The 26,800-nt window shown below is 69.3% G+C and carries 26 protein-coding genes and 3 pseudogenes; 15 read left to right on the top strand and 14 right to left on the bottom strand.

What is annotated here, in order from left to right; translation table 11 throughout:
- Positions 1–21: 21 nt before the first annotated feature.
- Complete coding sequence (locus ACTWQF_RS24485; RefSeq protein WP_443281797.1) at positions 22–897, top strand: alpha/beta fold hydrolase; 876 nt, start codon at positions 22–24, stop codon at positions 895–897.
- 58 nt (positions 898–955) lie between these two features.
- Here the strand turns inward: ACTWQF_RS24485 and ACTWQF_RS24480 are convergent, their stop codons facing one another.
- From ACTWQF_RS24480 to glyA, 5 genes and pseudogenes are all read right to left on the bottom strand, one after another.
- Positions 956–1,585 carry a sarcosine oxidase subunit gamma gene (locus tag ACTWQF_RS24480; protein ID WP_443281796.1) on the bottom strand — a complete coding sequence of 210 codons (630 nt, stop codon included), beginning with the start codon at positions 1,583–1,585 and terminating at the stop codon, positions 956–958.
- A complete protein-coding gene (locus ACTWQF_RS24475; RefSeq protein ID WP_443281795.1) occupies positions 1,578–4,490 on the bottom strand; it encodes a sarcosine oxidase subunit alpha family protein in 2,913 nt (970 codons plus the stop codon). Before ACTWQF_RS24475 ends, ACTWQF_RS24480 begins: the two co-directional genes overlap by 8 nt.
- Complete coding sequence (locus ACTWQF_RS24470) at positions 4,487–4,783, bottom strand: sarcosine oxidase subunit delta (RefSeq protein ID WP_443281794.1); 297 nt, start codon at positions 4,781–4,783, stop codon at positions 4,487–4,489. Before ACTWQF_RS24470 ends, ACTWQF_RS24475 begins: the two co-directional genes overlap by 4 nt.
- 10 nt (positions 4,784–4,793) lie before the next feature.
- Positions 4,794–6,016 (bottom strand): annotated as a pseudogene (locus ACTWQF_RS24465) (sarcosine oxidase subunit beta family protein).
- Positions 6,017–6,029: 13 nt separating this feature from the next.
- Positions 6,030–7,343 carry a serine hydroxymethyltransferase gene (gene glyA / locus ACTWQF_RS24460; RefSeq protein WP_443281793.1) on the bottom strand — a complete coding sequence of 438 codons (1,314 nt, stop codon included), beginning with the start codon at positions 7,341–7,343 and terminating at the stop codon, positions 6,030–6,032.
- Between the two features lie 94 nt (positions 7,344–7,437).
- Here glyA and ACTWQF_RS24455 point away from each other — a divergent pair, with 94 nt between their 5' ends.
- Positions 7,438–8,103: a GntR family transcriptional regulator gene (locus tag ACTWQF_RS24455; RefSeq protein ID WP_443281792.1), complete on the top strand. Its 666-nt coding sequence runs from the start codon at positions 7,438–7,440 to the stop codon at positions 8,101–8,103.
- A 62-nt stretch (positions 8,104–8,165) separates the two neighbouring features.
- Here ACTWQF_RS24455 and ACTWQF_RS24450 read toward each other — a convergent pair whose 3' ends face one another.
- Complete coding sequence (locus ACTWQF_RS24450) at positions 8,166–8,537, bottom strand: hypothetical protein (protein ID WP_443281791.1); 372 nt, start codon at positions 8,535–8,537, stop codon at positions 8,166–8,168.
- 249 nt (positions 8,538–8,786) lie between these two features.
- Here ACTWQF_RS24450 and ACTWQF_RS24445 point away from each other — a divergent pair, with 249 nt between their 5' ends.
- Complete coding sequence (locus ACTWQF_RS24445; RefSeq protein ID WP_443281790.1) at positions 8,787–9,308, top strand: DUF2231 domain-containing protein; 522 nt, start codon at positions 8,787–8,789, stop codon at positions 9,306–9,308.
- Between the two features lie 158 nt (positions 9,309–9,466).
- On the opposite strand, the gene ACTWQF_RS24440 is transcribed toward ACTWQF_RS24445, so the two are convergent.
- Entirely contained in the window at positions 9,467–10,360 is an 894-nt protein-coding gene (locus tag ACTWQF_RS24440) for an NAD(P)-dependent oxidoreductase (protein WP_443281789.1), read from the bottom strand.
- A 97-nt stretch (positions 10,361–10,457) separates the two neighbouring features.
- On the opposite strand from ACTWQF_RS24440, the gene ACTWQF_RS24435 reads away from it, so the two are divergent.
- The 8 genes and pseudogenes from ACTWQF_RS24435 (at position 10,458) to ACTWQF_RS24400 (ending at position 16,702) form a co-directional block, all read left to right on the top strand.
- Positions 10,458–11,054 carry a TetR/AcrR family transcriptional regulator gene (locus ACTWQF_RS24435; protein WP_443281788.1) on the top strand — a complete coding sequence of 199 codons (597 nt, stop codon included), beginning with the start codon at positions 10,458–10,460 and terminating at the stop codon, positions 11,052–11,054.
- A gap of 92 nt (positions 11,055–11,146) precedes the next feature.
- Positions 11,147–11,442: pseudogene (locus tag ACTWQF_RS24430) on the top strand (hypothetical protein); the annotation flags it as partial.
- Positions 11,443–11,669: 227 nt separating this feature from the next.
- Positions 11,670–13,151, top strand: a complete 1,482-nt coding sequence (locus ACTWQF_RS24425) for an NCS1 family nucleobase:cation symporter-1 (RefSeq protein ID WP_443281787.1) — start codon at positions 11,670–11,672, stop codon at positions 13,149–13,151.
- Positions 13,152–13,173: 22 nt separating this feature from the next.
- The gene (locus tag ACTWQF_RS24420) at positions 13,174–13,899 is read left to right on the top strand and encodes an aspartate/glutamate racemase family protein (protein ID WP_443281786.1); all 726 of its coding nucleotides are present in this window, start codon (positions 13,174–13,176) and stop codon (positions 13,897–13,899) included.
- Between the two features lie 65 nt (positions 13,900–13,964).
- A complete protein-coding gene (locus tag ACTWQF_RS24415; RefSeq protein WP_443281785.1) occupies positions 13,965–14,459 on the top strand; it encodes a hypothetical protein in 495 nt (164 codons plus the stop codon).
- Between the two features lie 364 nt (positions 14,460–14,823).
- The gene (locus tag ACTWQF_RS24410) at positions 14,824–15,192 is read left to right on the top strand and encodes a VOC family protein (RefSeq protein WP_443281784.1); all 369 of its coding nucleotides are present in this window, start codon (positions 14,824–14,826) and stop codon (positions 15,190–15,192) included.
- Between the two features lie 55 nt (positions 15,193–15,247).
- A complete protein-coding gene (locus tag ACTWQF_RS24405; RefSeq protein ID WP_443281783.1) occupies positions 15,248–15,688 on the top strand; it encodes a PaaI family thioesterase in 441 nt (146 codons plus the stop codon).
- 363 nt (positions 15,689–16,051) lie between these two features.
- Positions 16,052–16,702 carry a CatB-related O-acetyltransferase gene (locus ACTWQF_RS24400; RefSeq protein WP_443281782.1) on the top strand — a complete coding sequence of 217 codons (651 nt, stop codon included), beginning with the start codon at positions 16,052–16,054 and terminating at the stop codon, positions 16,700–16,702.
- Between the two features lie 135 nt (positions 16,703–16,837).
- Here ACTWQF_RS24400 and ACTWQF_RS24395 read toward each other — a convergent pair whose 3' ends face one another.
- Positions 16,838–17,560: a hypothetical protein gene (locus tag ACTWQF_RS24395; RefSeq protein ID WP_443281781.1), complete on the bottom strand. Its 723-nt coding sequence runs from the start codon at positions 17,558–17,560 to the stop codon at positions 16,838–16,840.
- Positions 17,561–17,694: 134 nt separating this feature from the next.
- Here ACTWQF_RS24395 and ACTWQF_RS24390 point away from each other — a divergent pair.
- Positions 17,695–17,829 (top strand): annotated as a pseudogene (locus tag ACTWQF_RS24390) (helix-turn-helix domain-containing protein); the annotation flags it as partial.
- 257 nt (positions 17,830–18,086) lie between these two features.
- Here the strand turns inward: ACTWQF_RS24390 and ACTWQF_RS24385 are convergent.
- The 5 genes from ACTWQF_RS24385 to ACTWQF_RS24365 all read right to left on the bottom strand — a co-directional run bounded on the left by ACTWQF_RS24385 (position 18,087) and on the right by ACTWQF_RS24365 (position 23,494).
- Positions 18,087–19,151, bottom strand: coding sequence for an acyl-CoA dehydrogenase family protein (locus ACTWQF_RS24385; protein ID WP_443281780.1), 1,065 nt, complete (start codon positions 19,149–19,151; stop codon positions 18,087–18,089).
- Positions 19,148–20,200, bottom strand: coding sequence for a CMD domain-containing protein (locus tag ACTWQF_RS24380; protein WP_443281779.1), 1,053 nt, complete (start codon positions 20,198–20,200; stop codon positions 19,148–19,150). Before ACTWQF_RS24380 ends, ACTWQF_RS24385 begins: the two co-directional genes overlap by 4 nt.
- A gap of 164 nt (positions 20,201–20,364) precedes the next feature.
- Positions 20,365–21,249 (bottom strand): carbohydrate ABC transporter permease, encoded by an 885-nt coding sequence (locus ACTWQF_RS24375; protein WP_443281778.1) that lies wholly within the window; start codon positions 21,247–21,249, stop codon positions 20,365–20,367.
- Positions 21,246–22,076: a carbohydrate ABC transporter permease gene (locus tag ACTWQF_RS24370; RefSeq protein WP_443281777.1), complete on the bottom strand. Its 831-nt coding sequence runs from the start codon at positions 22,074–22,076 to the stop codon at positions 21,246–21,248. The genes ACTWQF_RS24375 and ACTWQF_RS24370 overlap by 4 nt, the downstream gene beginning before the upstream one ends.
- A complete protein-coding gene (locus ACTWQF_RS24365) occupies positions 22,073–23,494 on the bottom strand; it encodes an ABC transporter substrate-binding protein (RefSeq protein WP_443281776.1) in 1,422 nt (473 codons plus the stop codon). Before ACTWQF_RS24365 ends, ACTWQF_RS24370 begins: the two co-directional genes overlap by 4 nt.
- A gap of 679 nt (positions 23,495–24,173) precedes the next feature.
- On the opposite strand from ACTWQF_RS24365, the gene ACTWQF_RS24360 reads away from it, so the two are divergent.
- Together ACTWQF_RS24360 and ACTWQF_RS24355 are read left to right on the top strand one after the other, a co-directional pair.
- Complete coding sequence (locus ACTWQF_RS24360) at positions 24,174–25,046, top strand: glycoside hydrolase family 16 protein (protein ID WP_443281775.1); 873 nt, start codon at positions 24,174–24,176, stop codon at positions 25,044–25,046.
- 283 nt (positions 25,047–25,329) lie between these two features.
- Complete coding sequence (locus tag ACTWQF_RS24355; RefSeq protein ID WP_443281774.1) at positions 25,330–25,728, top strand: peptidase inhibitor family I36 protein; 399 nt, start codon at positions 25,330–25,332, stop codon at positions 25,726–25,728.
- Positions 25,729–25,856: 128 nt separating this feature from the next.
- On the opposite strand, the gene ACTWQF_RS24350 is transcribed toward ACTWQF_RS24355, so the two are convergent.
- Positions 25,857–26,405, bottom strand: coding sequence for a hypothetical protein (locus ACTWQF_RS24350; protein ID WP_443281773.1), 549 nt, complete (start codon positions 26,403–26,405; stop codon positions 25,857–25,859).
- Between the two features lie 31 nt (positions 26,406–26,436).
- On the opposite strand from ACTWQF_RS24350, the gene ACTWQF_RS24345 reads away from it, so the two are divergent.
- Positions 26,437–26,682: a hypothetical protein gene (locus tag ACTWQF_RS24345; RefSeq protein ID WP_443281772.1), complete on the top strand. Its 246-nt coding sequence runs from the start codon at positions 26,437–26,439 to the stop codon at positions 26,680–26,682.
- The last annotated feature ends 118 nt before the right edge of the window (positions 26,683–26,800 follow it).

The following is a 26,800-nucleotide window of genomic DNA, read 5'->3' as shown; positions in this document are numbered from 1 at the left end:
GGGTGTGCCATCCTGCCCGTTGTGACTACCGCTGAGTACGCCGAGCTTGAGCCGCTGGCCGAGGTCCACAGCTCCGACGGGGAGCGCTTCCCGCTGCACGGGCTGCGCTTCGGCGGGGAGCCGGAGCGGCCCGTCGTGCTGATCGCCTCCGCCATGGGCACGCCGGGTGGCTTCTACCGTCGGCTCATACGGGAGTTGCACGGCGCCGGGGTGAGCGCCGCCGTGTATGACTTCCGATGGCAGGGGGAACGGGCGCCGGACGGGCGGGTGTGCGGGTACCGGGAGCTGGTGGACGACCTGCGGGCCGCACTCACCACCGTACGAAAGGAGTTCCCCACCTCCCCCGTCGTCGTGCTCGGGCACAGCCTGGGCGGGCAGCTCGCGCTGCTCCAGGCCGCGGAGGCGGCAGCGGCCGGGGAGCGGGGGCCGGACGCTGTCGCGCTGGTCGCTTCCGCGTCCGTGTATCACCGCGCGTTCGGGCTCCGCTCGCCCGGCATGCTGGCGTTCGGGACCTTCATGGTGGCGTACGCGTCGGCACGGGGGCGCTGGCCCGGATTCGTGTTCGGCGGAGTCCAGCCACCGGGCGTCATCCGGGACTGGGCATTCCAGTCCCGGACCGGCCGCTACCGCCTGCCCCCGCACGGGGAACGCGTCGAGGGGCGGCTGCGCGAACTGCGGCTGCCGGTGCTCTCGGTGAGCGTGGAGGGCGACTCCTTCGCCCCGCCCCGCGCCCAGGCACACCTGTGTGCCAAGGTGCCGGGGGCCGAGCTGGAGCACTGGCACTACACCGCCGAGCTCGCGGGCACCGACCGGCTCGACCACTTCCGCTGGGCCCGGCACGGCGGGGCGCTGGCCCGGCGGGTGACGGAGTGGGCGGGACGGGTGACGGCCGCTTGAAGCAGTGGCGCGGCATCGCAAAATGCCGCCGAGTACAGATCGAAGGCGCTCAACTCCGTCAGGGCAACTCCGGGCTGCGGTACTCGCTCATCGCGTCGATGAGCCAGCGCGCCAGGTAGTCGGCGAACGAGGACCGCGGGAGCAGCCGGTACGTCGGCACGTCATCGACCTGCCAGAGCAGCACCGCAACGGGTCCCACCGTGGTCGACACCGCCTGGCCGGGTCCGAAGGCCCGGGGATGCAGGTCCAGCGGGCAGCCCTTCTCCAGCACCTGCCGAGCGGCCTGGCCGCTCAGCTCCAGCGTGGTGCGGTTCGCCGAGACGTCCACCACCGAGCCCGGGTCTCCTTCGAGCGCCTCCCGCAACTCGGCGGCCACAGCGGGCCCGTCGGCCTGGGAGAGCACGAGCCACTCGTCGGGACCGAGCCAGAAGACCGTGTGGGAGCCGGACGCGGTGGTGTGGCCGCACTGCCGCGGGAGCGGCGCCCCCAGCGTCTTCTCGATACGGTCGGCCGCTTCGGAGGCGGGGGTAACGCGCAGGTTCACCATGGTGAGGAACGGCCGCTCGGTCAGCGCGACACCGCGGGCGCCGGTCACCGTGGCGGCACGCATCCGCGCCTCCAGATGTGCCAGGGGGCTGCTGCGCAGTGCCATCGGGCCTGCGCCTGCGTCGATCGTCGGCTCAGCCATCTCGCTTGGTCCCTTCGGGGTCGTAGAGGACGGAGTCGGCCACCAGTACGGGCACCAGGTCCTCCCCCACCGGGGCGAGCAGGGTCTCGCCGATCCTTGCCCTCCCGTCGGCGACGAGGGCGAGGGCGAAGGGGCGGTCGAGGGCCGGGCTGTGGTAGCTGGAGGTGACGTGGCCGAGCATCTGCACCGGCCCGGCCTCGGGCGTGAGGGGCACGTTCGGCGCGACGAGTTGGGTGCCCTCGGGCAGCCGGGTCCTGCGATCGCTCGGCAGCAGGCCGACCAGCTGCTTGCGGTCGGCGCGGGAGGTGTCGGCGCGGGAGTAGGACCGGTTTCCGACGAAGTCCTTCCGCTTGGAGACCGCCCAGGACATGCCCGCGTCCTGCGGGGTGACGGTGCCGTCGGTGTCCTGGCCGACGATGATGTAGCCCTTCTCGGCCCGCAGGACGTGCATGGTCTCGGTGCCGTACGGGGTGATGTCGTACGGCCGGCCGATCGCGTACACCTCGTCCCAGACCGCCAGGCCGTACCACGCGGAGACGTTGATCTCGTAGGCAAGTTCGCCGGAGAAGGAGATCCGGCAGATGCGGGCGGGGATGCCGGAGGCCAGGGTGGTCTCGCGGAACGCCATGAACGGGAAGGACTCGTTCGACAGGTCGACCTCGGGCGCGAGATGGGCGACGACCTCGCGCGACTGGGGGCCGACGACGGCGATCGTCGCCCACTGTTCGGTCACCGAGGTGCAGTGGACGTCGAGTTCGGGCCACTCGGTCTGCAGCCACTCCTCCAGCCAGTCCAGGACCGCGGCGGCGTTGCCGGTGGTGGTGGTCATGAAGTAGCGGTTGTCGTCGAGGCGCAGCGTCACGCCGTCGTCGAAGATCATCCCGTCGGGCTTGCACATGACGCCGTAGCGGGCCATGCCGGGCTTGAGCTTCTTGAAGGCGTTCGTATAGATGCGGTTGAGGAACTCGCCCGCATCCGCGCCCCAGATCTCGATCTTGCCGAGGGTGGAGGCGTCCATGAACGCCACCCCCTCGCGGGCCGCGCGGCACTCGCGGGCCACGGCCGTGTCCATGTCCTCACCGGGCCGGGGGTAGTACCACGGGCGCTTCCATTGCCCGACGTCCTCGAACAGCGCCCCGTGTGCGACGTGCCAGCTGTGGATGGAGGTCGTGCGCTCCGGGTCGAACAACTCGCCGCGCTCGCGCCCGGCCAGCGCTGCGAAGGCCACGGGTGTGTACGGCGCCCGGTAGGCCGTGGTGCCGATCTCTCCGGGCGATGCGCCCATGCCGAGGGCCTCGGCGATCACACCGATCGCGTTGACGCCGGACGTCTTGCCCTGGTCGTTCGCGGTGCCGAGCGAGGTGTAGCGCTTGACGTGCTCGACCCCGCGCATGCCCGCGCCGGTGGACCGCCAGACATCGGCGACGGTGACATCGCGCTGCAGATCGACGAAGTGGGTGTCCCAGCTTCCGGGTTCGCCGTCGGGGCCGGGCACCAGCCACAGTGCGCGCACCGGGCCGACTCCGGGACCCGCATCCTCGGACGAGGGCACGGGAACCGGGAACCCGGCGTCCGTCGCGGCCCGCGCACCGGCCCGCGCCCCGTCGGCCAGGCAGCCGTCGAGTCCGTACGTCCCGCGGGCCGCACCGACGACCTGCTGGTCCCGTACGGTGCCGTCGGGGACGAAGGCGACCAGTTCCTCGTCCCAGCGCAGTCGGCCCTGGCGCTGGCTGTGCAGGTGCACCACCGGGCTCCACCCGCCCGAGACGGCGAGCAGATCGCAGTCGAACGGCTCCGGGTTGCCAGTGAGTTGACCGCCGTCGTCGAGGGCCTGGATGGTGACGCCGGTCAGTCGGCGGCCGCCCGCGGTGTCGACCACCGCACTGCCCGTCAGCACCCGCACCCCGGTGGCCACGGCGACCTCGGCGGCCCGGTGGGACAGCTCCGGGCGCGCGTCCACGACGGCGGCGATGTCGAGCCCGGCGGCGTGGAGATCGGCAACCGTGTCGTAGGCGCTGTCGTTGGTCGTGCTCACCACGGCCCGCGAGCCCGGAGCCACGGCGTACCGGTTGAGGTACGAGCGCACGGCCGCGGCGAGCATCACCCCGGGGCGGTCGTTGCCGGCGAAGACCAGCGGACGCTCGTGAGCGCCGGTCGCCAGGACCACTTGGCGGGCCCGTATGTGCCACAGCCGCTGGCGCGAGACGCCTGCGGACGGTTCGGGCGCTGCGGCTCCGAGGTGGTCGGTGCGCCGCTGCAGGGCCAGCACATAGTTGTCGTCGTAACTGCCGAACGCCGTGGTGCGCTGCAGGACGACGACCTCGGGGGCGGCGTCGAGCGCTGCGCGGACCTCGGTGACCCACTCCAGCGCTGTCTGCCCGCCGACCGTCTCGGTGCGCCCGGAGAGCAGCGAACCGCCGGGCTCGGACTGGTCGTCGACGAGGATCACGCGGGCGCCGGAGCCGGCGGCAGCTGCGGCGGCCGCGAGCCCGGCAGGTCCGGCACCGACGACGAGGACGTCGGTGTGCACGTACTTCTTGTCGTAGACGGCGGGGTCGTCGGCCGGGTCGAGCCGTCCCATCCCGGACAGCGTCGTGGCGGCCAGCCCGTCGTACAGCTCCACGGCTGTGGCCGGGAGCATGCCCTCCGAGCACGGGCCGTCGATCTGCAACAGGGCGTTGGGCTCCTCGACACCTGCGGCGACGATGCCGCGCGGGCGGCCGCGGTAGATCGACGGAGCGACCTCGCCGAGCCCGTTCGCCAGCATCGCCGAGGCGACGGTGTCTCCGGGGTGCCCGGTCAGTTCCCGCCCGTCGACGGTGAACCGCAGCAGGGCGTTGCGGTCGATGTGGCCCCCTTGCCGGAGCCGACAGTGCTGATCGGGCTGATGCGGCTGGTCGGTCATCGGTTCCCTCCGGCCTGGGGCAGTTCGGCGCGTGGCTCGTCGAGCCGGTAGGCGGCGAGCACCTCGTAGGTGACGGTGTCCCGCAGAATGTTGAACCAGCGGCGGCAGCCGGTGCTGTGCATCCACCGCTCGGCGAAGGGGCCCTTGGGGTTGTCCCGGTAGAAGACGTACTCGGCCCACTGCTCGTCGGTGAGGTCCGCGGGGGTCTCGGGATAGGGGACATGGGCCTGTCCCCCGTAGTGGTACTCGGTCTCATTGCGTGGACCGCACCATGGACAGGTGATCAGCAGCACGGCGTCCTCCTCAGTGGGCCACGGCCGCGGCGCCGTGTTCGTCGATCAGTGCGCCCGTCGTAAAACGTTCGAGGGCGAAGGGGGCGTTCAGTGGATGCGGCTCGCCGGTTGCGATGGTGTGTGCGAAGGCCCAGCCGGCGGCCGGGGTGGCCTTGAACCCGCCGGTGCCCCAGCCGCAGTTGACATAGAGGTTCTCGACGGGGGTGCTGCCGATGACCGGGGAGGCGTCCGGGGTGACGTCGACGATGCCGCCCCAGGTCCGCAGCACGTGCGCACGGGCGAATACGGGGAACAGCTCGACAGCGGCGGCCATCTGGTGCTCGATCACATGGAAGGAGCCGCGCTGCCCGTAGCCGTTGTACGCGTCGACACCCGCGCCCATGACCAATTCGCCCTTGTGTGCCTGGGAGACGTAGACGTGCACGTGGTTGGACATCACCACGGTGGGGTGCACCGGCTCGTGCAGCTCGGAGACCAGCGCCTGCAGCGGATGGGACTGCACCGGCAGCCGGAATCCCGCCCGCTCGGCCAGCTCGCTGCTGTGCCCCGCGGCCGCGAGGCCGACCCGGCCGGCGAGGATGCGGCCGCGGCTGGTCTCGACGCCCACGACCCGCTCGCCGTCCTTGAGGAAGCCGGTGACCTCGCACCCCTGGATCAGATCCACGCCCATCTCGTCGGCCCGGCGGGCCAGCGCCCAGGCGACGTGGTCGTGCTTGGCGATTCCGGCGCGCGGCTGAAAGGTGGCGCCGAGGACCGGATACCTGGTGTCTGGCGAGACGTTGAGGATGGGACAGACCTTGGCGACCTCGTCCGGTTCGAGCCACTGGGCATCGACTCCGTTGAGGCGGTTGGCGTTGACCCGGCGCACGCTCTCTCACGGACGTCCTGCAGGGTGTGCGCGAGGTTGAGGACGCCGCGCTGGCTGAACAGGAAGTCGTAGTCGAGCTCCTCCGGGAGCCGCTCCCACAACTTGAGGGCGTGCTCGTAGATCGCCGCGCTCTCGTCCCACAGGTAGTTGGAGCGGATGATCGTGGTGTTGCGTGCCATGTTGCCGCCGGCCAGCCAGCCCTTTTCGAGGACGGCGACGTTGGTGATGCCGTGGTTCTTGGCGAGGTAGTACGCAGTGGCCAGTCCGTGGCCTCCCGCGCCGACGATGACCACGTCGTACGAGGAACGCGGCTCGGGGTTGCGCCAGAGGAAGTCCGGGTGCTCCGGCAGCGGCTGGGTCGTCATGCCGCGTCTCCGTTCAGCTGGGGATGTGCAGGTGGGGATAGAGCGGGAACGCGTCGGCGAGCTTTTCGACCCGGTCACGCAGCAGCCCGGCGCGCTCGTCGCTGAGCTCCTCTTCCGTCAGAACCTGGGCGATGATGTCGGCGACCTCCCGGAACTCCGGCTCGCCGAAGCCTCGGGTGGCCAGGGCCGGGGTTCCGATCCGCAGCCCCGAGGAGACCATCGGCGGGCGGGGATCGAACGGCACCGCGTTGCGGTTGACGGTGATCCCGATGCGGTGCAGCCGGTCCTCGGCCTGCTGCCCGTCGAGCGCGGAGTTCCGCAGGTCGACGAGGACCAGATGGACTTCGGTGCCGCCGGTCAGCACCGTGATTCCGGCCTCGGCCACATCGTCGGCAAGCAGCCGTCCGGCGAGGATGCGGGCGCCGTCCAGGGTGCGCTGCTGGCGCTCCTTGAACTCCTCGCTCGCCGCCACCTTGAAGGCCACCGCCTTCGCCGCGATGACGTGCTCCAACGGGCCGCCCTGCTGGCCCGGGAAGACCGCGGAGTTGATCTTCTTGGCGAGCTCCTTCTTGGCCAGGATCACCCCACCGCGCGGGCCGCCCAGGGTCTTGTGCGTGGTGGTCGTCACGACGTCGGCGTACGGCACCGGGCTCGGGTGGAGGCCCGCGGCCACCAGCCCGGCGAAGTGCGCCATGTCCACCATCAGATACGCGCCCACCTCGTCGGCGATCCGCCGGAACTCGGCGAAGTCCAGTCGGCGGGGGTAGGCCGACCAGCCGGCGACGATCATCTTCGGCCGGTGGGCTAGAGCGAGCTGCTCGACCTCGTCCATGTCGATGCGCAGATCGGACTCGCTCACGTGGTACGGCACGACGTTGTACAGCTTGCCGGAGAAGTTGATGCGCATGCCGTGGGTCAGATGCCCACCGTGCGCAAGGTCGAGGCCGAGGATCGTGTCGCCGGGCTTGAGCAGCGCGAACATCGCCGCGGCGTTGGCCTGCGCTCCGGAGTGCGGCTGCACGTTCGCGGCCTCGGCGCCGAACAGTTCCTTCACCCGGGCCATGGCCAACTGCTCGACGACGTCGACGTGTTCGCAGCCGCCGTAGTAGCGGCGGCCCGGGTAGCCCTCGGCGTATTTGTTGGTCAGCACCGAGCCCTGGGCCTCCATGACGGCGGCCGGGGCGAAGTTCTCCGAGGCGATCATCTCGAGGGTCGACTGCTGACGGTGCAACTCGGCGCCCACCGCGGTGGCGACATCCGGGTCGAGCTCGCTGAGCGGGAGGGAGAGGGAGGCGGTGACGGTGATTGTCGAGGGGCTCGTTGCCATCTGTGCACCATCCTGAGAGCCAACTAATGGACAACTGATATATCAGCCTGTGCGGTAAGGTATGGGAGCTCGTCGGACAGGTCAAGGGGGCTTCATGCAGGACGTGGCGACCGAGCTCGGAAGCGAGGAGCTGTCCTTCGCCGAACGTGCCTATCGCGCCATCCGCGACCGGCTCGTCATGCTCGAGATCCGCCCGGGCGCACCGATCAACGAGGACCAGCTGGCCCAGTCCCTCGGTGTCGGAAGGACGCCGGTGCGCGAGGCGCTCAAACGGCTCCAGTACGAACGCCTGATCACGACCTATCCCCGACGCGGCACCTTCGCCACCGACGTCAACATCACCGACCTCGCCCATATCTCCGAGGTGCGTCAGGAGCTGGAGCCGCTGGCCGCAGGGCAGGCCGCGCGGCGCGCCACGGCCGCGGACCGTACGACCCTGACGGCCCTACGGCAGGAGCTGGAGAGCGTGGACTCCCGTCGGCGCGAAGCCGCCGAGCTCATGCACCTGGACCTGCACGTCCACCGCGCCATCTACGCCGCCACACACAACCCGTACCTGGAGGACACCCTCGTCCGGCACGACAACCTGGCCACCCGCATCTGGTGCCTGTTCATCGACCAGCTGTCCGACGTGGCCGGTCACGTCGAAGAGCACGGCCCGCTGATCGAGGCGATCGTCGCCGGTGACGCCGACAAGGCGGCACAGCTCGCCCGCGGTCACGTCGAGGGCTTCGAACGGGCTATTCGCGAGGCCATCTGAAACACCACCCGGGACAGGCCGTCCGAGACGCCGCCCGAGACGCGCCGCTGCCAGTGTGGTCCTCACCGCCGAGGTTCGGCCGTCGGGGACCACGGAGTCCAGGACAGCGCCTCGCGCCATCCCGACCGGTCATGGGCCCAGTCCTTCAGTACGACGGCCACGGTCTCGTGCCCGTACATCTCGAACGGGCCCGGCACCAGGGCCTGGAAGTGCTGGTCCGGGCCGCCCTCGCGGTACTCGACCTGGCAGCTCATGTCGTCGTTGAGGTAGACCTGCATGTAGTGCTGGCCCGCCGGCTCCTTGTCGAGGCGCTCCACGATCACGTACCGGTGCCTCAGGTTCATCTCGCTCAGCAAGTCGAAGAGGTCGTCCTCCGAGGGATTCTCGAAGGTGTCCCCGCTCCAGGTCTTCGCTCGCAGCACAGGTTCCACCACGCGTCGACCCTACCGAAGACCAACCAACCGGCACACGGCGCCGCCATCAGCGCTGTACTGCCGCAGCAGGGCGGGATTCAGCTGGGAGTGAGCGGTGCGAGTGGGCATCGCTGAACGCTCTGATCAGTGCTGCACCTGATCAGTCCGTGCACCTGATCAGTCCCGGCCAGGTTGCGGAGCCCGGCAGCAGTGAGACGCTGAGTTGAGCGATCGACATGTCCATTCTGGGGGGCCTTCTTGGGAGGCTTCATGTACAGCAAGACCACGGTCGCCGGTCACCCCGTTCATCCCATGCTGGTCGGCTTCCCGGTCGCCTGCTACACCGGAACGCTCGTGGGTTTTGCCGTGTATGCGGCCAGCGGGGACCAGTTCTGGCTCAATCTGGCAATCGCGCTGAACGTCGTGGGCGTCGGAAGCGCACTGCTCGCCGCGCTCCCCGGATTCGTCGACTGGGCCTTCGGAATTCCGCGCAGCTCGGCGGCCAAAACCGTCGGCCTGGCTCACGCCTCCCTCAACGTCATCGCTCTCGCGCTGTTCGCCATCAGCCTGGGGACCTACGTCACTCACTGGAACGGCCCGGCCACCGGGGTCACCCTCGGTCTGGCGCTCACGTCGGCCGGTGTCGCCTGCACCCTCGCCGCCGGCTTCCTCGGCTGGATGCTGGTTCAGGACTATCACGTCGGCGTCCGTCTCACCCCCACGCAGGAGCGCGACGAACTCGCGGTGCAGAACGTGCATCGGATCGGCGACCACCGACGGCACGCGGCTTGACCCGCTGGGCGCTGGCAGGGCGATGCTCGGCGACATGGTCCTCGCCTACCGGACCGGGGTCCCGGCCCGCGAACATCGGGGCCTGTCCGGCGGATCTGGGCTGCGTCCGCGGATCAGAGCCTGGGCCGCGGGACCGGGCCCGCCCCGCCGGGGAGCGGCTACTTCGCCACTGCTCCCCGCCCGAACACCTCGAACAGCCGAGTCAGGCTGTCCTCCTCGTAACCCTCGGCCGCCCCACGCCGGAAGGTCTCCAGCACCGCGGCGGGCAGTGTCGGGTCCACGCCCGAGTCCCGCGTCGTTTGCACGACGTGGTCCAGGCTCGCCACGGCCATCGAGATCCGTTCGACGTCGCCAGAGTGCTGCCCTGCTTCGATGCGCGGCGTGTAGAAGTCGAGGAACTGGCTCATCCCGCCCAGTGTCTCGGCCGCGTACGGCTTGATCTCCGAGGCGCTGATGCCGTTCGCGTTCGCCAGCGCCAGCATGTGCAGCCAGGCGGTCAGTGTGGTCCAGAAGAGGTCGATCTGGAGCTGGTAGTAGAGCGCGGCCAGACCCGGGTCTTCGCCCCGGTAGTCCGTGCCCGTGATCACCTTCAGGACGTCCTGGTACTCATCGAAGAGGTCCCGGGGGCCGCTGTAGAAGGTGTTGAACTCCCTCGAGCCGATGCCGGACGGCGGCGTCTGCACTCCGCCGGTGAGGTGGCGCGCCCCGTGCTCTGCCGCCCAGGCGGCACCTTCGCGGGCTTTCTCCGGGGTGTCCGAGCTGAGGTTGACCAGGACGCGGCCCTCAAGTGCCGAGGCGGCGGGCTCCAGGATGGTGTACATCGCGGCGTAGTCGGTGAGGCTCAGCACGACCACCTCGTTGGCCGCCAGCGCCTCCTCGACGGTGGCGGCGCGCACCGCGCCCCTGGCCACCAGGTCGTCGGCGCGGCTAGCGGTGCGGTTCCAGACGGTGACCTGATAGCCGGCGTCCAGGTAGGCACCAGCCATCGCGTGCCCCATGGGGCCGAGACCGATGACCGTCACGGACGCGGTGTTCACAGCAGATGTGCGCACAGAAATCTCCCCGAGAACGACTAGAACGAACGCTCTATCCAGCGAGGAACTTAGCACAGCAACTAGAACGAACGCTCTAGTTCGGTAATGTGGCGGCGTGAAGACCAAGGCCCCGCACGATCCTGAGACCGCCGGTACCCGTGAGCGGATCGTCCGTACGACCTCACGCCTGATGCAGCGCCAGGGCTATCAAGGCACCGGCATCAAGCAGATCTCCCGCGAGGCCGGGGCGACGCTCGGCTCCGTGTACCACTTCTTCCCCGGCGGCAAGCAGGAGCTCGGCACGGCCGCCGTGCGACTCGGCGACGAGGAGTTCACCGAGCTGCTGCGCGAGGCGCTCGACGCAGAGCCGGAGCCCGAAAAGGCCCTCGTCACCCTCACCACGTCCCTCGCCCAAGGGCTGCGCGACTCCGACTGGCTCGACGGCTGCCCGGTCACCTCCACCGTCGTCGGTACGGCCACCAGTGCCCCCGGCATCCAACAAGCGGCGGCCGAGGCATTCGCGCACTGGCGGGCGGTGGTCGCCCAGAAGCTGGGCGACGCGGGGTTCTCCGAGGACGATGCCGAGGAGCTGGCGCATACGGTGATCGCCGCGCTGGAGGGCGCCGAACTGGCAGCCCAGGTCACCCGCAGCGAGGTGCCGCTGGAGGTAGCGGGGCGGCATCTGGCGCGCCTTGTCGCCTCGTACAGATGACTGCCGTGCAGAAGTGGAAGACGTAGGCGCGGGGCGCGCTTGGTCGTAGCGCGTGGTGACGGCTTTGAAGTGCTCAAGCGGGTTGATCATCCGCTCTGCTGGGCCTCCAGCCGAACGAGAGCCTCGACCTGGCCGACCCCTACGGCCTTTTCCGCAGCCGCGCCGTCGCCAACGACGAGGGCACCCTGGCCACGCTGCGCGAGCTGGGCATCCTCTACGACCGCGACGAGTACGGGGAGTTCCGCCACTGCTACCCGGCCACCAGGGGCGGGTCTTCTTCGAACTGGTCCAGCGCACCGGCGGCTACCGCGGCTACGGGGAGCCGAACGCCACCATCCGCCTCGCGGCCCAGCACACCGCCGAGTTGGGCCACTGGTCCGCGCGTTGAGGGCCCGGAGCGTCGTCGCGCCGACGGTCGGACGTTCGGCCGCCTGGCCGCCAACATGAGGCCTTTCAGCCGGTCAGAGCCGTTTTGTCGACTTGCCAAATCTTTCCCATCCAGCTCTTGACGGTGTCGATTGGCGAAAACTACGTTCTGGCCTACGGAAATCCACTTCCATTTTGTGGAAACCTCCAGAACGGTCCACGCCTCTCCCCCTCCCCTCCGGAGCCGCTATGCCTGCCGTGGAAGAGCGGTCGTCCGTGGAAACCAGCAGCGCCGCAAGCGCTGGTCTGTACACGTACGATCTCGCCCCGACGAAGAAGGAAGGGCGTCGCTGGGGCGCCTACAACGTGTTCACCCTGTGGGCCAACGACGTACACAGCCTCGGGAACTACGCGTTCGCCATCGGCCTCTTCGCGCTCGGGCTGAACGTATGGGGCATCCTGGCGGCCTTCGTGCTCGCTTCCGTCCTGCTGTTTCTCCTGCTGAACCTGTCCGGGTTCATGGGACACAAGACGGGCGTTCCCTTCCCCGTCATGAGCCGCATCGCGTTCGGGATCAAGGGGGCGAAAATACCGGCCGGCGTCCGAGGTGCCGTCGCGATCGCCTGGTTCGGCATCCAGACCTACCTCGCCTCTTCCGTCCTGAGCGCCCTCCTTGTGGCGATGTTCCCGGGGCTGAGGCGGATGGACGCGAACTCCCTGCTCGGCCAGTCGACGCTCGGCTGGCTCACCTTCCTGGTCCTATGGGCGCTCCAGATCCTCATCGTGAGCTACGGGATGCAGATGATCCGGCGGTACATGGCCTTCGCGGCGCCCACGACGCTGCTGACCATGTGTGCCCTGGCGGTCTGGATGTTCCTCCGTGCCGACGGCTCGATCTCCCTGTCCGTCGACCAACCGCTGGCCGGCGGCGCGATGTGGCTGCAGATCCTGCAGGGCGCCGCGCTGTGGGTGGTGATCTACGGGACCTTCGTACTGAACTTCTGCGATTTCACCCGGTCCGCCAGAAGCCGCAGCTCCATCGTCCGGGGAAACGTGATCGGCATCCCGGTGAACATGCTCTTCTTCGCCGTCATCGTGGTGGTCCTCAGCGGGGCCCAGTTCAAGCTCGACGGGCACGTCATCACCAGTCCCACGGACATCGTCAGGACCATCCCGAACATGTTCCTGCTGGCGATGGCCTCGCTTGCCCTCATTGTCCTGACGGTGGCGGTGAATCTGCTGGCCAACTTCGTCGCGCCCATCTACGCGCTGGTCGACCTGTTTCCGCAGCGGCTGAACTTCCGCCGGGCCGGCGTGGTGACCGGGATCCTCGGCTTGGTGATCACGCCCTGGAACCTCTACAACAGCCCGGTCGTGGTCAACTACTTCCTCGGCGGGCTCGGCGCCCTTCTGGGCCCGCTCTTCGGCGTGATCATGGCGGACTACTGGCTGCTGCGGAGGTCCCGGGTGAACGTGCCCGACCTCTACACCGACGACACGCAGGGCGAGTACCACTACCGCCGCGGCTACAACCCGCGGGCCGTCGCGGCCTTCGTGCCGAGCGCCGCAGTCGCGGTGGCCCTGGCCCTGGTGCCCTTCTTCCACTCCGTGGCCGGATTCTCCTGGTTCATCGGCGCCGCCCTCGCCGCCGCGCTGTATGCGCTCATCGCAAACCGCGCCGTATCGATCCGGGACGTGGACGGCGAGGCCATCGCCGTTGCCGCCGAGTGAACCGACCAGCAGAAGGCCAACCATGCGCATCCTCGTCGTGAACGTCAACACCACGCAGTCCATCACCGACTCGATCGGTCAACAGGCCGCCGGCGCGGCGTCGCCCGGCACCGAGATCGTCCCGCTGACCCCTTACTTCGGTGCGGAGTCCGTCGAGGGCAACTACGAAAGCTATCTCGCCGCCGTAGCGGTGATGGAGACCGTCCGCGCCTACCCGGAGCCGTTCGAGGCGGTGATACAGGCCGGATACGGCGAACACGGCAGGGAAGGGCTGCAGGAACTGCTCGACGTTCCGGTCGTCGACATCACCGAAGCCGCAGCGAGCACCGCCCAGTTCCTCGGCCGCTCGTACTCCGTCGTCACCAGCCTCGACCGTACGGTCCCCCTGATCGAGGACCGCCTCCACACGGCCGGGCTGAGCGCCCGGTGCGCCTCCGTACGCGCCAGCGGGCTGGCGGTGCTCGACCTGGAACAGGACGAGAAGTCCGCCGTGGAGGCCATCGCCGAGCAGGCCGCCCTAGCGGTGGAGGAGGACCGGGCGGAAGTGATCTGCCTTGGCTGCGGCGGGATGTCCGGCCTGACGGAGCGCGTCGCCGAACGCACCGGAGTCCCCGTCGTCGACGGAGTGACCGCGGCCGTGAAGACCGCCGAAGCCCTCGTCGGTCTCGGCCTGTCCACGTCCAAGGTACGCACCTACGCCCGGCCGCGGCCCAAGAGGATCCACAACTGGCCCCCAAAGGACCGCTGACGCAAGCCCGTTGGAGCAGGCCGACCCAACCAGTACGGATGAAGAGTCGAACGGAGGCCGAGGTCTTGACCTACCTTCACACGCGCGAAGCAGCCGAGGAGTACCTGCGGGTCCGTGAGAACCTGTTCCTGGCCATGCGCACCGACCGCAGCAACGGCATCGCGGCCGACGAGATCGCGTCGACCGCGGCCGGCACCTACAGCCGGCCGATCATCATGGAGTACCTGTCCAGTATCGAGCTGCGTGACGAGGCCCGGGCCGCCCTCCGCGAGGAGGAACTGGACCGCTGGGTGGGAGTGCGGTCCACCGGCGCCGGCCGCGGACCGCGTGCGGTCCTGCTGGCTCTCACATGCGAACCGGTGGAACTGCAGGACAGCGAACGGCACACCCTCCCGGAGCGCCTCGCCAGGACTTTGGCGCGGGCGGGCATCGAGCCGTACGTCACCGACCGGACCGCGCTCGCCGGCATGCTCTACGACGGGGAAGAAGTCCGTCTGCGCCGCGCGTCGTCCCAGGTACTGGTCTCCGGCGGAGGATGTGCAGCAATGCGGAATCGCTGAAGTGCTGCTGGTTGGGCTCGCGCCCACAACTCCGGGGACTTCTGGTCCGTATCGGACCACGGTGGGCTACAGCCCGGCGGCAATGCCTGCTCGGCCCAGATGGTTTTGCCGGTACCGCTGGGACGGGTGCCCCATCGATCGGTGAGCTGGGCGACCAGGCAGCTCGGCCGGCGCGACGACCTCGACGTCGATAAGGAGCCGCAGGAGCGCGCCGCATGCGTGCATCGGTGCTCTCGGCCGGGATGACCGCATCGGCCCGTCCGTCGTTGCCGACGGGGGCGTCGCATCAGCGCGCGGGTCGGCGAGCGGGTGGCCACCTCTAGGGTGTGCAGCGCTGAAGTCCACCGATCGACTCGGAGCTGCCATGCCCCTGCAGATGAAGTTGCGCGCGATAACGCTCGACTGCCCTGATCCGCCGGCTCTGGCGGCGTTCTATCAGCAGGCCACCGGCTACCAACCCCACCCGGAATCCGACGCCGACTTCGCCGGCCTCACCTGTGAGGACGGACTCTTCCTCGGCTTTCAACGGGTCGCCGACCACCGGGCTCCGAGCTGGCCCGATCAGACCGTCCCTCAGCAGTTTCATCTCGACTTCGCGGTCGATGACCTGGACGAGGCCGAGGCCCGGCTGCTGGAGCTGGGCGCGGGCAAACCGGATCACCAGCCGAACGAGAGCAGGTGGCGGGTTCTCACCGATCCGGCCGGGCATCCCTTCTGCGTGATCAGAGGCTGATCGCTCGTGCCCGTTCTACCGCCGACCGGACGCAACGATCACTCAAGGAGGTCACATGGACGATCAGGCCGGCCTGGAAGAGGCAAGTCCCGAGATTCAGGCCCGCATCCAGAAGAGTTTCGACCGCCAGGGACTCATGGGTCACCTCGGTGCCCGCATATCCCACATCGGACCAGGTCGCGTGCACATCGTTCTGCCCAGTCGGCCTGAAGTCACCCAGCAGGACGGCTACTTCCACGCCGGAGCCACCAGCGCCATCGCGGACAGCGCGGGCGGCTACGCCGCGTTCACGCTCTTCCCCGAAGACACTTCGGTGCTCACCGTGGAGTACAAGGTCAACCTCCTCGCACCCGCCGTCGGCGATCACATCGAGGCCGTCGGAACAGTCCTGAAGGCCGGACGAACGCTGACCGTGTGCCGACTGGAGGTGTTCGGCGCCCAGGACGGTCAGCGGAAGCTCGTCGCATCAGGCCAGCAGACGCTGATCTGCGTCTGATGCCCCATCCCCGACACCCCGTCCGTCAGGGAGCTCATTGACGTCGACGCCGTCCACCTGGACCAACTCGTGCCCGGGCGCGGCCAGTTCGGCGCCGCCCGGAGAGCCGAAGGGGATCGGGGGGCGAGGGGGCACGGCCCCGTGTGTGCGGCAGCTTTGGGCGCCGGAGTGGCCGAGTGACCGGTCAGGGGCAGTGGACGTATGCCGTGACGGCTTTGCCGGTCTCCTCTTGGAAGAGGCCGGCACGGTGCCGGCCGTCGCCGGTGGCGAGTCGTGTGCAGACGGTAAATCGGTGTCCAGGCGGGCGCGGTGCCGCGATCATGGACGGGACACCGACCCACGCCCCCTGAGGAACCGCTCACCATGCCTGTGCCTGCCGACCCGACGGTGATCCATCCGATGCCTGAGCAGCCGCGGGTGGTGCTGCTGAAGCCGCTGGTGAAGTCCCCGTTGATCGAGGTCGGGGAGTTCTCCTACTACGACGACCCGGACGACCCCACCGCCTTCGAGACGCCCAATGTGCTCTACCACTACGGGCCGGAGAAACTGATCATCGGCAAGTTCTCCGCGCTGGGTACGGGAGTCCGGTTCATCATGAACGGCGCCAACCACCGCATGGACGGCCCCTCGACCTTTCCCTTCCCCACCATGGGCGGCTCTTGGTCCGAGCACTTCGACCTGCTCACCGGACTGCCGAACCGAGGAGACACCGTCGTCGGCAACGATGTCTGGTTCGGCCACAGCACGATGGTGATGCCCGGCGTACGGATCGGACACGGCGCGATCATCGCCTCCGGCGCCGTGGTCACCACCAATGTGCCGGACTACGGGATCGTCGGCGGCAATCCGGCCCGCCTCATCCGCACCCGCTACAGCGACCAGGACGTCGCCCGGCTGCTGGCCGTGGCCTGGTGGGACTGGCCTGCGGAGCACATCACCGAGCACGTACGGACCATCATGTCGGGCAGCATCGCCGACCTCGAAGCCGCTGCACCGGACGCCCCTCCAGCTTGACGGCAGCCAAGCAGCAAGACTCCGGATGCAACACCGCCCGGCGTTCAGCCGCGCAGCGAGCGACAGGCCGCGACAGCCACGTCGATGCAGCATGGTGCTTCGGCGCCCCGCCACTGCGGTCCCGTCGCCGGTGACTCAGTCGGGCAGCTTGGCGAGTTGCGCGCGCATCACTTCAGGGGCGGGTTCCGTCTTGTCCGGCTCGATGAGGTTGGTGCCGAAGAAGACGGCGAGTGTGGAGCCGGAGCGGACAACGGTGAAGGTCAGGGGCATACGCTCGCCGTCCACGGTGCTCTTCAGGGAGTAGGACACCCCCTCGTCGCCCTCCGTCGGGTCCGGGAGGGCGACGACGTCCCGGTAGCTGCCGACCTCGTCCCGGAATCCGTCGGCGCACTTCTTCACGGCCGCTCTGACCTTCGCGACGATCTTCGTGGCGTCCCCCGCCTGGTGGCCCATCAGCCCGACGGAGGTGGTCAGTCCGTCCTTCCGGCTGGTCGTGACAACCCCTCGGGACTTCGGCGCGGGGACCGAGGTGTGCGCGGCCATGTGCGCCAGCGGCGCACACCCTGCGGGTTTCGCACCTGGGCCCGTCAGCGCGAGCCGTGCCGCGGCCTCGTCCCCTGGCACGGGTTCGACGTCGACGCCCTCGACTTCGCCCTTGTGTAACAGCGCCCTTCTCAGCTCCGCTTTGCCGAGCGGAGGCTGGGAGGGGCGGGCGATTTCGGAGGCGCGTTTGCCTCCTGTCTTCTCGCGTACGCCTTCCCTCGGGGAGTCGTCGCCGGAAGAGCACCCCGCCGACAGCACGGCGGCGAAGGACAGGGTGGCCGCCGCGACGACGGCCTTACGCAGCTTCTGGGACACGGCGGTGATCCTTCCGGTCAGACGCCCGACCACTTCGGGCACCTAGGTGACCGCTCTGCCGGTCAGGAGGTTGCCCTCGTTCCTCCAGCCCCTCCGTTGGCCAGCGGCCGGCGGAGGGGCACGGCTTCGAGGAGGGGAGCTGTCCCGCCAACATCGCCGTGCTGAAGAACGGCCGTGCGAAGGCGGTGCGGTTCACGACGCTCGACGCGATCTGCCGCACACTCGACTGTCAGCCCGGCGACGTGCTGCGCTGGGTACCCGCCGACTAATGCTTGCCCGGCGCCTCTTGCGTACCCGGCATGGGGGGCTGCGCTTGCCCACCCTGCTCCCCCAAGCTCTTCGAGCAGGGGGTACCCCTGGTGGCACCTCCCAGCCGGAGGCTGGGGGAGCAGACTGCCCAAGCCCCAGCGGGAGGGACGCGCCCCAAGGGGCGCGGGGAACTGCGCGACCAGCCACAACGAACCCGCAGCCCGCGTCGAGCAGGCAGGGGAACCCTCTCACCGGAACAACGGAGGGGCGGGGCGGTTCAGGAGCGCAGGGCCCGCAGATGGGCCGTACGGACCTCGGACGTCTGGCCCTGGACGACGAGGAACAGCCCCTCGCGGGCAAGGCGTTGGGCCGGGTTGGAGAGCCCGAAGGCACGGCCTCCGCCGGCCACGACGGCGGCCGTGGTGGCGGCGCGCATCAGGTCGTAGGCGCGGGTCTTGACCGCGAGCCGGTCGTCGAGGCGCTCGGTGGGCGGGATGTCGTCGACGAGGGCGTAGGCGTCGCGACGGACCGCGTCGAGGCGGGAGCGGAGGACGTCCGCGGTCTCCTTCGCCTCGCCGTCGCCGGAGGCGTCGAGGAGGTCGAGGGCGGCACGGGCGACGCCGAAGACGGCCGGGTTGGTGTTGGTGTTCTTGGGCCGGTCGTCCGTCGCCCAGCGCTCGTGCGGGGTGCGGAGGGCCACCGCGTCGTCGGGCAGTACCAGGCCGTCGAGCAGCAGCCCGACCGTACGCGACCCGGTGAGCGCGGCGAGCTGCAGCGGGGGTGTGGGGGCGAGGCCCGGCTGCTCGCGGGGCTCGGCGACGGCGAAGACCACCTCGCCGTCCTCCGTGGCGCCGCCCAGCAGGAACAGGTCGTTGAGGCCCCAGCCCGTGTACCAGGGCACCCGCCCGTCGAAGCGCCAGCCGCCCGGCACCCGCGTCGCCCGCACCGGCAGCTGCGGGTGGGCGCGCAGATGCGAGAAGGCGATCCCGGCGAGCTGCGTGCCCTCGCTCAGCGGACGCAGCCAGCGTTCGCGCGCCGCCTCCGCGTCCTTGCCGCCCGCGGCCAGCGTGTGGACCGGCGTGTGGTGCTGGGCCTGGACGAAGAACGTCGAGCAGCAAGCGCCCGCCAGGATCTCGGCGATCTCCCGGCCGACGGCCGCCGGGGCCTCCGCGCCCCCGTACGCCGCGGGTGCGTTGACCCCCAGCACGCCCGATGCCTTGACGGCCGCGATGGCCTCGGGCGTGACGCCCTCGCGGTCGTGCGTCTCGGCGGCGGGGGAAAGGACGTCGTCGGCCAGGCGGTGGGCCGCGTCGATGAGGGGGTGGTCGGGGATCGCGGTCATGCTGTGGGCTCCTTGGAGATCGAGGAGGTCGGGCGGGGCTCGCCCAGGGTGAGCATCAGGCGGTTGGCCCAGGCGAAGACGGCGACGACGTGGACCAGGTCCAGGATCTCCGTGTCATTCAGGCCCGCGTCCGTCCGCAGCGCCGTGAGGTCGAGCGGCTGGTTGGGCTCGCGGGTGAGGCGTACCGCGAAGTCGGTGACCGCGCGACGGCGGGCCGTCCCCGTGTCCGCCTCCGCACCCTCGCGCAGGACCGCCTCGGCCGGCGCTGCGTCCTTGTGGAGCTGTGCGAAACGCCGCGCGTGCACGGACGCGCAGTACACACAGCCGTTCACCCGCGAGACCGCGAGCGCGGCAATCTCCCGGTCGCGGCGGTCCAGGCCACGCGGCGCGTACATGATCGCGTTGTAGAGCCGTGAGCGTTCGCGCAGCGCCGTCACGTCGTGCACGAGCGCCAGGTAGTACGGGGACGTCTTCGCCGTCGGCAGCGACTCCTCCAACACGGCCAGCTGTTCGGGCGTGGCGCGCTCCACGTCCACGGTCTCCACCCACACGTCCCACTCCAGCGCGTCGAGGGTGAACGGGCGGCCCTCGCTCGCGACCTCGTACGCGGGTGGTTCGCCGCCCTCGGCCGGGATACCGCCGAGCGCACGCAGCCCGGCCGCGAGCCGCGCCTGATAGGTGACGAACGCGACGAGCTGCGAGGCCGCGACGATGTCCGGGGCGCTCCAGCCCGCCTCCGTCAGGGCCGCGATGTCCTTCGGGGTCGCCGTGGACGGGGCGAGGACGAGGAGGTCGGCGTGGCGCCGGAGCGCCGCGAAGCGGGCCGACGGGGCGGGCGCCGGGGCCAGGCCCCGGTAGTGCGCGGCAAGCGCGGGTGCGCCGTCCAGCATGGCGGCGTACGCCGCGAGGGCCGCGCGCCCGGATCGGTCGAACTCTTCGGTGCCGGAGAGCAGCGCATCATGGGCGCCCTGCGTATGCGCGCACGCCTGCTCCCGGTACGCGCGCAGCGTGGCATGCGTACCGGCAACGGCGTCGATCACGTCGGACATGTGCGGTGGTGCCTTTCGTAGAGCTGACGTGGACAGGGAAGTCGGGGGCCGGATTGTGCCCCGTCAGGGGCGCGGGGAACTGCGCGACAAGCCACGGCGCAAACCGCACCCCGCAGTGCACGGACAGGGGCACCCCCCTTCCCGGCAGGACTCGCGGGGCACGTCTAGTTCGCCGCGTCCTCGGCGGCCCGGTACGCGCGCAGATATAGCCGCGCGCCCGCGACCAGCAGGATCGCCACGCACACCGCCAGCGCCGACGCCGACCCCAGATCCTGGTCCGAGAAGGCAAGCTTGCGGATCTCCAGCGGGACGGTGGTCGAGGTGTCCATCGGACCGCCGCCGGAGAGCAGGTACGGCAGGTCGAAGTCGTACGCCGTCCAGATCGTGCGCATCAGCATGGCGACGATCAGCGCGGGCGCGATCCACGGCAGGGTGACGTAGCGGAACACCCCGAACCGACCGGCGCCGTCCAGCGCCGCAGCCTCGCGCAGCTCGCCCGGCAGCGTCTGGAGCCGCGCCAGGACGACGATCACGATGAACGGCACGTACTTCCAGCAGTTCACGGCGACCAGCGCGGCCATCACGGTGGCCGGGTCGGCGAACGGGTTCACGAGGCTGTCGCTCAGCCCGAGCGTCCGCAGCAGATGACCGGCCATCCCCGAGGTGTCGTTGAAGGCGAAGCGGAACACCAGCGCGGCGACCACCGCCGGCACGACGTACGGGAAGAGGACCAGTCCGCGCGCCACGGCCTGCCCCCGCAGCCCGGCGTTGAGCAGCAGCGCGACGGCGACCCCGGCGACGGCCTGGATCACCACGTTCCCAGCGACCCACAGCACGCTGCGCCCGAACGCGCCCCGTACGGCGGGGTCCTCCCACAGCCGCCGGTAGTTGTCGAGGCCGAGGAAGGTGTGCTCGCGGGTGAGGAAGTCGACATGGAAGAAGCTGTCGAAGACCGAGGCGAGGAAGGGGTAGACGGCGAAGACGAGCAGCAGCAGGAGCGCAGGCACCAGCATGAGGGTGCCGAGCACGCGGTCGGACAGACTCTTCATTTCACGGCTCCCTGTCCGATGCCGCCGACGAGGAATTTCTGGACGAACACGAACAGCACCAGCACGGGCGCGACGACGATCAGCGCGGCGGCCATCAGGACGCCCCACGAGTAGACGCTCGTCTGGTCCATGAGGAGCGAAAGACCGGGGCTGAGCGTCAGCTTCTCCGGATCGGCCATCAGCGTGGAGGCGAACAGGTACTCGCTCCAGGCCGCGTTGAAGGCGAACACGGCGGTGGCGACCATCCCCGGCACCGACTGCGGCAGCACAACCCGTACGAACGCGCCGAAGCGGGTGCAGCCGTCGACCATCGCCGCGTCCTCCAGCTCGACGGTCAGCCCATGGAAGTACGAGCGCAGCGTCCACAGCGCGAAGGGCAGCAGTGTGGCCGTGTAGATCACGATCAGCGCGACCAGGTTGTTGGCGAGCCCGAACCGTGCCACGAGCTGTGAGACCGGCACCAGCACCAGGATCGGCGGCACCAGATACGCGAACAGCGACAGCTCGCCGACCCAGCCCAGCCCCGGGATCCGGAACCGGACGAGCGCGTAGGCGGCGCAGGTACCCAGTACGACGACGAGCAGCGTCGAGAACGCGGCCACGATCAGGGAGTTGCCGAGATACGTACCGAAGGACGAGATCTCGAAGAGCGTGCGGAAGTTGTCGAGCGTGACCTCGTGCGGGAGGAACGTCGGCGGATAGGCGATGATCTCCTCGTCCGGCTTGACGGCTGTGAACAGGATCCACAGCAGCGGCAGATCGGCGACGAGCACCACGGCTGCCAGGCACACGTACTGGAGCGCGCGCCCCGGTCTCGGCGAACTCATGCGGCGGGCCTCCACTCGGGGTTGGCCTTCCGCCAGTCGCGGGCCGCGAAGGCGAACTGGTCCACGGCCCGGCGCCACGCCTGCTCGGGGTCGTCGCCGCGCAGCAGGATCGACTGCACCATCGAGGCGTCGGCCGGCGGCGGCGCCCACGCCTTGCCCGCCCAGGGGCAGGGATTGGAGAGCTTGCCGTCGTAGCGCCCGTTCACGACCGAGCCCATGGCCATGTCCGGGCTCATCGCGTGCGGGACGAGATCGAGGATGGTGCGCACCCAGTCGCCGTGCTTCTTGAGATACGGGTCCTTCGAGTGGCCGATCTCCGCGCGGAGCCGGGCCTTGACCGACTTCAGCGGCGGGACGAGGTGCCCGGGGACGGTGAGGGAGAACTTCAGCGCGTTCTCGCCGGTGGTCAGCTCCTTGAGGAAGGCCCTTGCCTCGCGTCTGTGCCGGGTGTGCGCGAAGACGCTGTACTGGTTCTTGCCGCCGTACGCCAGCCGCCCCGTCCGGAACGGCCCCGCCGGGACCGGCAGGACGCCCGTGACCTCCGCGATCTTCGGGTTCTGCTGGGCGAGGTTCACGCCGAGCCGGCCTGCCATGGTGGCGAAGGCGGCCTTCCCTGAGATGTAGGTGTTCATCAGGTCGGGGTAGTTGGTGTTGTACGCGCCCTTGCGCCCGTACCGCATGATCGCGACGTGCCGCTTGACCGCGTCGAGCACCTCCTCCTTGCCGAACAGGACCTCGCCCTCGGGCCCGTAGTAGTCCCAGCCCGCCTGGTAGACGTACGGGGCGAGGAACTGGGTCGTCAGGCCCGGGGTGTTGCCCGCGCCGGACGAGATGCCGTCGATGCCGTCCTTGCCGTGCAGCTCGCTTACGGCGCCGAGGAACTGGCCGTAGGTGCGCGGCGGATCGATGCCCGCCTTGTCGAGGAGATCCCTGCGGTAGTAGAGGGCCGAGGCGTTGGCCTGGAACGGCATCGCGTAGTCCTCGCCGCGGTGCAGGATGCGGGTTCCGGGCAGGAAGTCGTTCTCGCCGATCTCCTCGACCATGCCGGTGAGGGGCAGCAGATAGCCCTTCACGGCCCAGTCGAGGATGTTCGCGGCGGGCGGTGCGAAGACGCCGATGTCGGTGCCGGTCTGCATGGCCGACTGGAGGTACTGGAGCTGGTTCTCGTCCGAGTACAGCGTCATCTTCACGGTGACGCCGGGGTGCTTGCGCTCGAACTTCTTGATCACGGAGCGGTAGAAGGCGAGCGATTTGGGGTCCGACTCGGTCGTGTAGAAGGGAACGACCTTGCCGCTGGAGGCGGCACCGGTGCCGCAGGCGGTGAGCAGTGCGGAACCGGGGGCGGTGGCGGCGGACGCGGCGGCCAGCGACAGCAGGCCGCGCCGCGAGAGCCGCCGCGATATGCGGGCGGAGGGCATGGCGGTCCAGGGTGATGGTGCGTGAACGAGGGAGCGGGGAGAGTGCCGCTCAACATCCCGTGCTGGTGGACCGCCGCAGGTCGAGGTAACGGCGCTGGGTGAGACACAGAGTCGGCACGGCGCTGCCCTCCCTCGGATCCTCGTGCGGCGCAGGTGATCGGGAAGTTATGCGGTGCTCTCGTCCGCTGTCAAAGGGGATCCGTCCTGTGGACCGGCCATGTTCAGCAGCATCACCTCGTGATCGGCTGCCGTGCGGTCACCTGACAGACGCTTCCTCCCCCTGCAGCTTCAGCCATCCAACGGGGAGTTGGGACCGGCAGCGAGGTGCCGTCGTGGCACGCCGATCGTGCGAACGTCACCGCGCACCTGAAACACGCCGTTGATACGCAGGTCAGAAGCCCTTCGCACCGGGGTCGGCGGATCGGCACCCACGCCATCCCGTGGAGCGTTGAAACCGGTGACCGGCCGGAACCGGATGGGGCTTGCCATCGCTTCTTGAACACACTCAGGTCTGGACCAAAGCCTTGACGGCTCGATCGGGCGCGCTTACAACAAGTCATCAAGAAAGCCCGGGCCTGCCGCACTCGCCACCGCGAACCTCCGTGGCGCTCTTTGTCATGCGCAGGCCCTACGTCCATCCCCCACGAAAGGACGGGCTGACGTGAGACTCTCCTGGCGCGTGAGACTTTCCTGGCGATACCGCACAGCTGTGTGCGGTGCTTCGCTGCTGTGCTGCGTCACCACCGCGCTGCTGCCCGCCACAGCGTCGGCCGACGCCAAGGACACCGGGCACCGCCGCAGCGACACCCAAGCGGTCGTCTTCTCCGACGACTTCGACGGCCCAGCAGGCGCTCCCGTCGACAGCGGCAAGTGGCAGACCGAGACCGGCGACAACGTCAACAACCATGAGCGGCAGTACTACACCCCGGGCACCGACAACGCCACGCTCGACGGCAACGGCAACCTCGTCATCACCGCCCGCAAGGAGAACCCCGGCAACTACCAGTGCTGGTACGGCACATGCGAGTACACCTCGGCACGGCTGAACACCGCCGGCAAGTTCACCCAGACCCACGGTCACGTCGAAGCGCGCATCAAGGTGCCACGCGGCCAGGGCATGTGGCCGGCCTTCTGGATGCTCGGTGACGACATCGGGAGCGTCGGCTGGCCCGCCTGCGGCGAGATCGATGTGATGGAGAACGTCGGCTTCGAGCCGGGAACGGTGCACGGCACCCTGCACGGTCCCGGCTACTCCGGCTCCGGCGGTATCGGCGCCGGATACACCCTGCCCGACGGCGCGGCCTTCGCCGACGACTTCCACACCTTTGCCATCGACTGGTCCCCGGGCTCCGTCAGCTGGTCGGTGGACGGGAAGGTCTACCAGACGCGCACGCCTGCCGACGTCGGCAGCAACCCATGGGTCTTCGACAAGCCGTTCTTCCTGATCCTCAATCTCGCCGTCGGCGGCTACTGGCCCGGCGACCCGGACGGCTCCACGAACTTTCCGCAGCAAATGACCGTCGACTACGTGCGGGTCACCACCAACGACTGACCCGCACCGTCCCCTCGGTGCCCCTGCCCGCACCTCGGCCGGAGGTGCGGGCAGCCGCCGTCGCGGGACGGCCGGGGTCATCGGCAAGAGTGAGCGCGGAACACAATCCGACTGCGTGCGGCCTCGGGGATTGTTCAGGAGCCCGTGAATCCGCGGCGACCAACATTCATTGTGTGACGGGCCGTTCTTCTCCTTCGAGGGAATTCACCGGAAACAAGTTTCCGCGTTCGGTACCGGGCGCAGATCAGTAAGCGTCGTTGATCGCGCCTCGAAGGAGGAACGTATGAAACACCGGATTCCGCTGCTGGTCGGCGCCGCGCTACTCGCGGGAACAGCGTCGATCCCCGCTCAGGCAGTCACGTCTGCCCCGCGCACCGTGACCGTGGCCGATGGCCAGGGCAAGAAAGCGTGCTCGTGGGGGGTGGTTTGCCTCTACAAGAACCACAACCTGAACAAGGGGGCCGACGCCCCAATGGTTCTGACGAATTACAACCTTCCCTGGCTGGGAAAGTTCGGATTCAACGACAAGACGAGTTCTGTCTGCAACCACACCACCCGCCCGGTGCGTCTCTACGAACACGCCAACTACAAAGGCTCGACCGAGACCGTGAAGTCGGCCAGTTGCAAAAACGTGCGCGCGTCGTTCAATGACAAGGCATCGTCGGTCAAGTTCGCTTCCTGACCTGGAGCCCTGAAGTTCTGCCGGGTGACGTCGGACGCTGCGTTGAACCGGTCGTGCAGGCCGTCGCAGCGCAGCGTCGGGCGCACCTTGAGGTGCTGCGTGGCGTGCCCGCCGGAATCGGGCGGCAACTACGCATAGCTGTCGTCGTGGCGGGCGCGGCGCCACTGAGACTCGAACTCTTCCCGGCTGATCTCCATGCTTGCCAGTTCGGGATCGAAGAGGTCGACGACCGGCGGGTTGAAGATCCAGTCGTCCGGACCGCTTCTGAGAGCGGTCCCGTCCTCGGCCAGCTCCACCTGCCGGAGCCTGCGGCCGTCGGAACCCACCTCCATCAGATAGACCGCCGGGTCGTCGTCCCCGTAGTCACCACGGCGCCGAAGGTGGACGATCTCCCTGTCCGCGAGCGCGCCGAAGCCGGGCAGGGTGCGCTGAGCGTCGCGCGTGGCCCGCAGTTCGTCCAGGCCGGCGGGCATAACCGGTGCGTCGATGTCCACTTCGTCCAGATCCCATGTGTCCGCCTGCGCGACCTGGTCCGGAGTATCGATCACCTCGACCTCCGCACACCTCTCCAAGATCTCGCGGCGCGACCGTGCCCGGATCCACCACCACAAGCCACCCATGCCGTAATCGTGGTGGACGAGGAAGCGCGAGGTCGGCGGGGTGTCGGAAGCGGTCACGTCGGCCGAGGGTAGCCGAGAGGGCTGGTCCGTGTTGCCGCCGCATCGAGGGCTACGACGGCCCCACGCCGCCCCGCAGTACGCGGGACAAGCCGAGCGCCGCCGCCATCCGTACGGCGGGCGCGAGATGCGCCAGGCGGAACTGAAGCTTTTACGGCTCCTCGCCGACGTCCTCACCTTCCTCGCCATCAACGCCGGCCTGCGCCCCTGTCCGGCAGCTGCCGAACCTCGGCTGCCCGGGCAGAAGAGCCGCCACGGTGCTCAGCACCGGGCGTGAGTGCCGGACGGCTCGAAGACTCTCGCCCGGCGGCAGTCCGCTGACATGCAACCTGGTGGCAGAGTGGTTGCGTCCTACAGTTGGCGCACAGTAGTACTCAGGTAGAACAGTCGAAGCT

Source organism: Streptomyces sp. 8N114, from assembly GCF_052245835.1.
Lineage (GTDB): Bacteria > Actinomycetota > Actinomycetes > Streptomycetales > Streptomycetaceae > Streptomyces.
The sequence above is the reverse complement of the archived record's forward strand: the minus strand, read 5'-3'. Positions and strand labels throughout refer to the sequence as shown.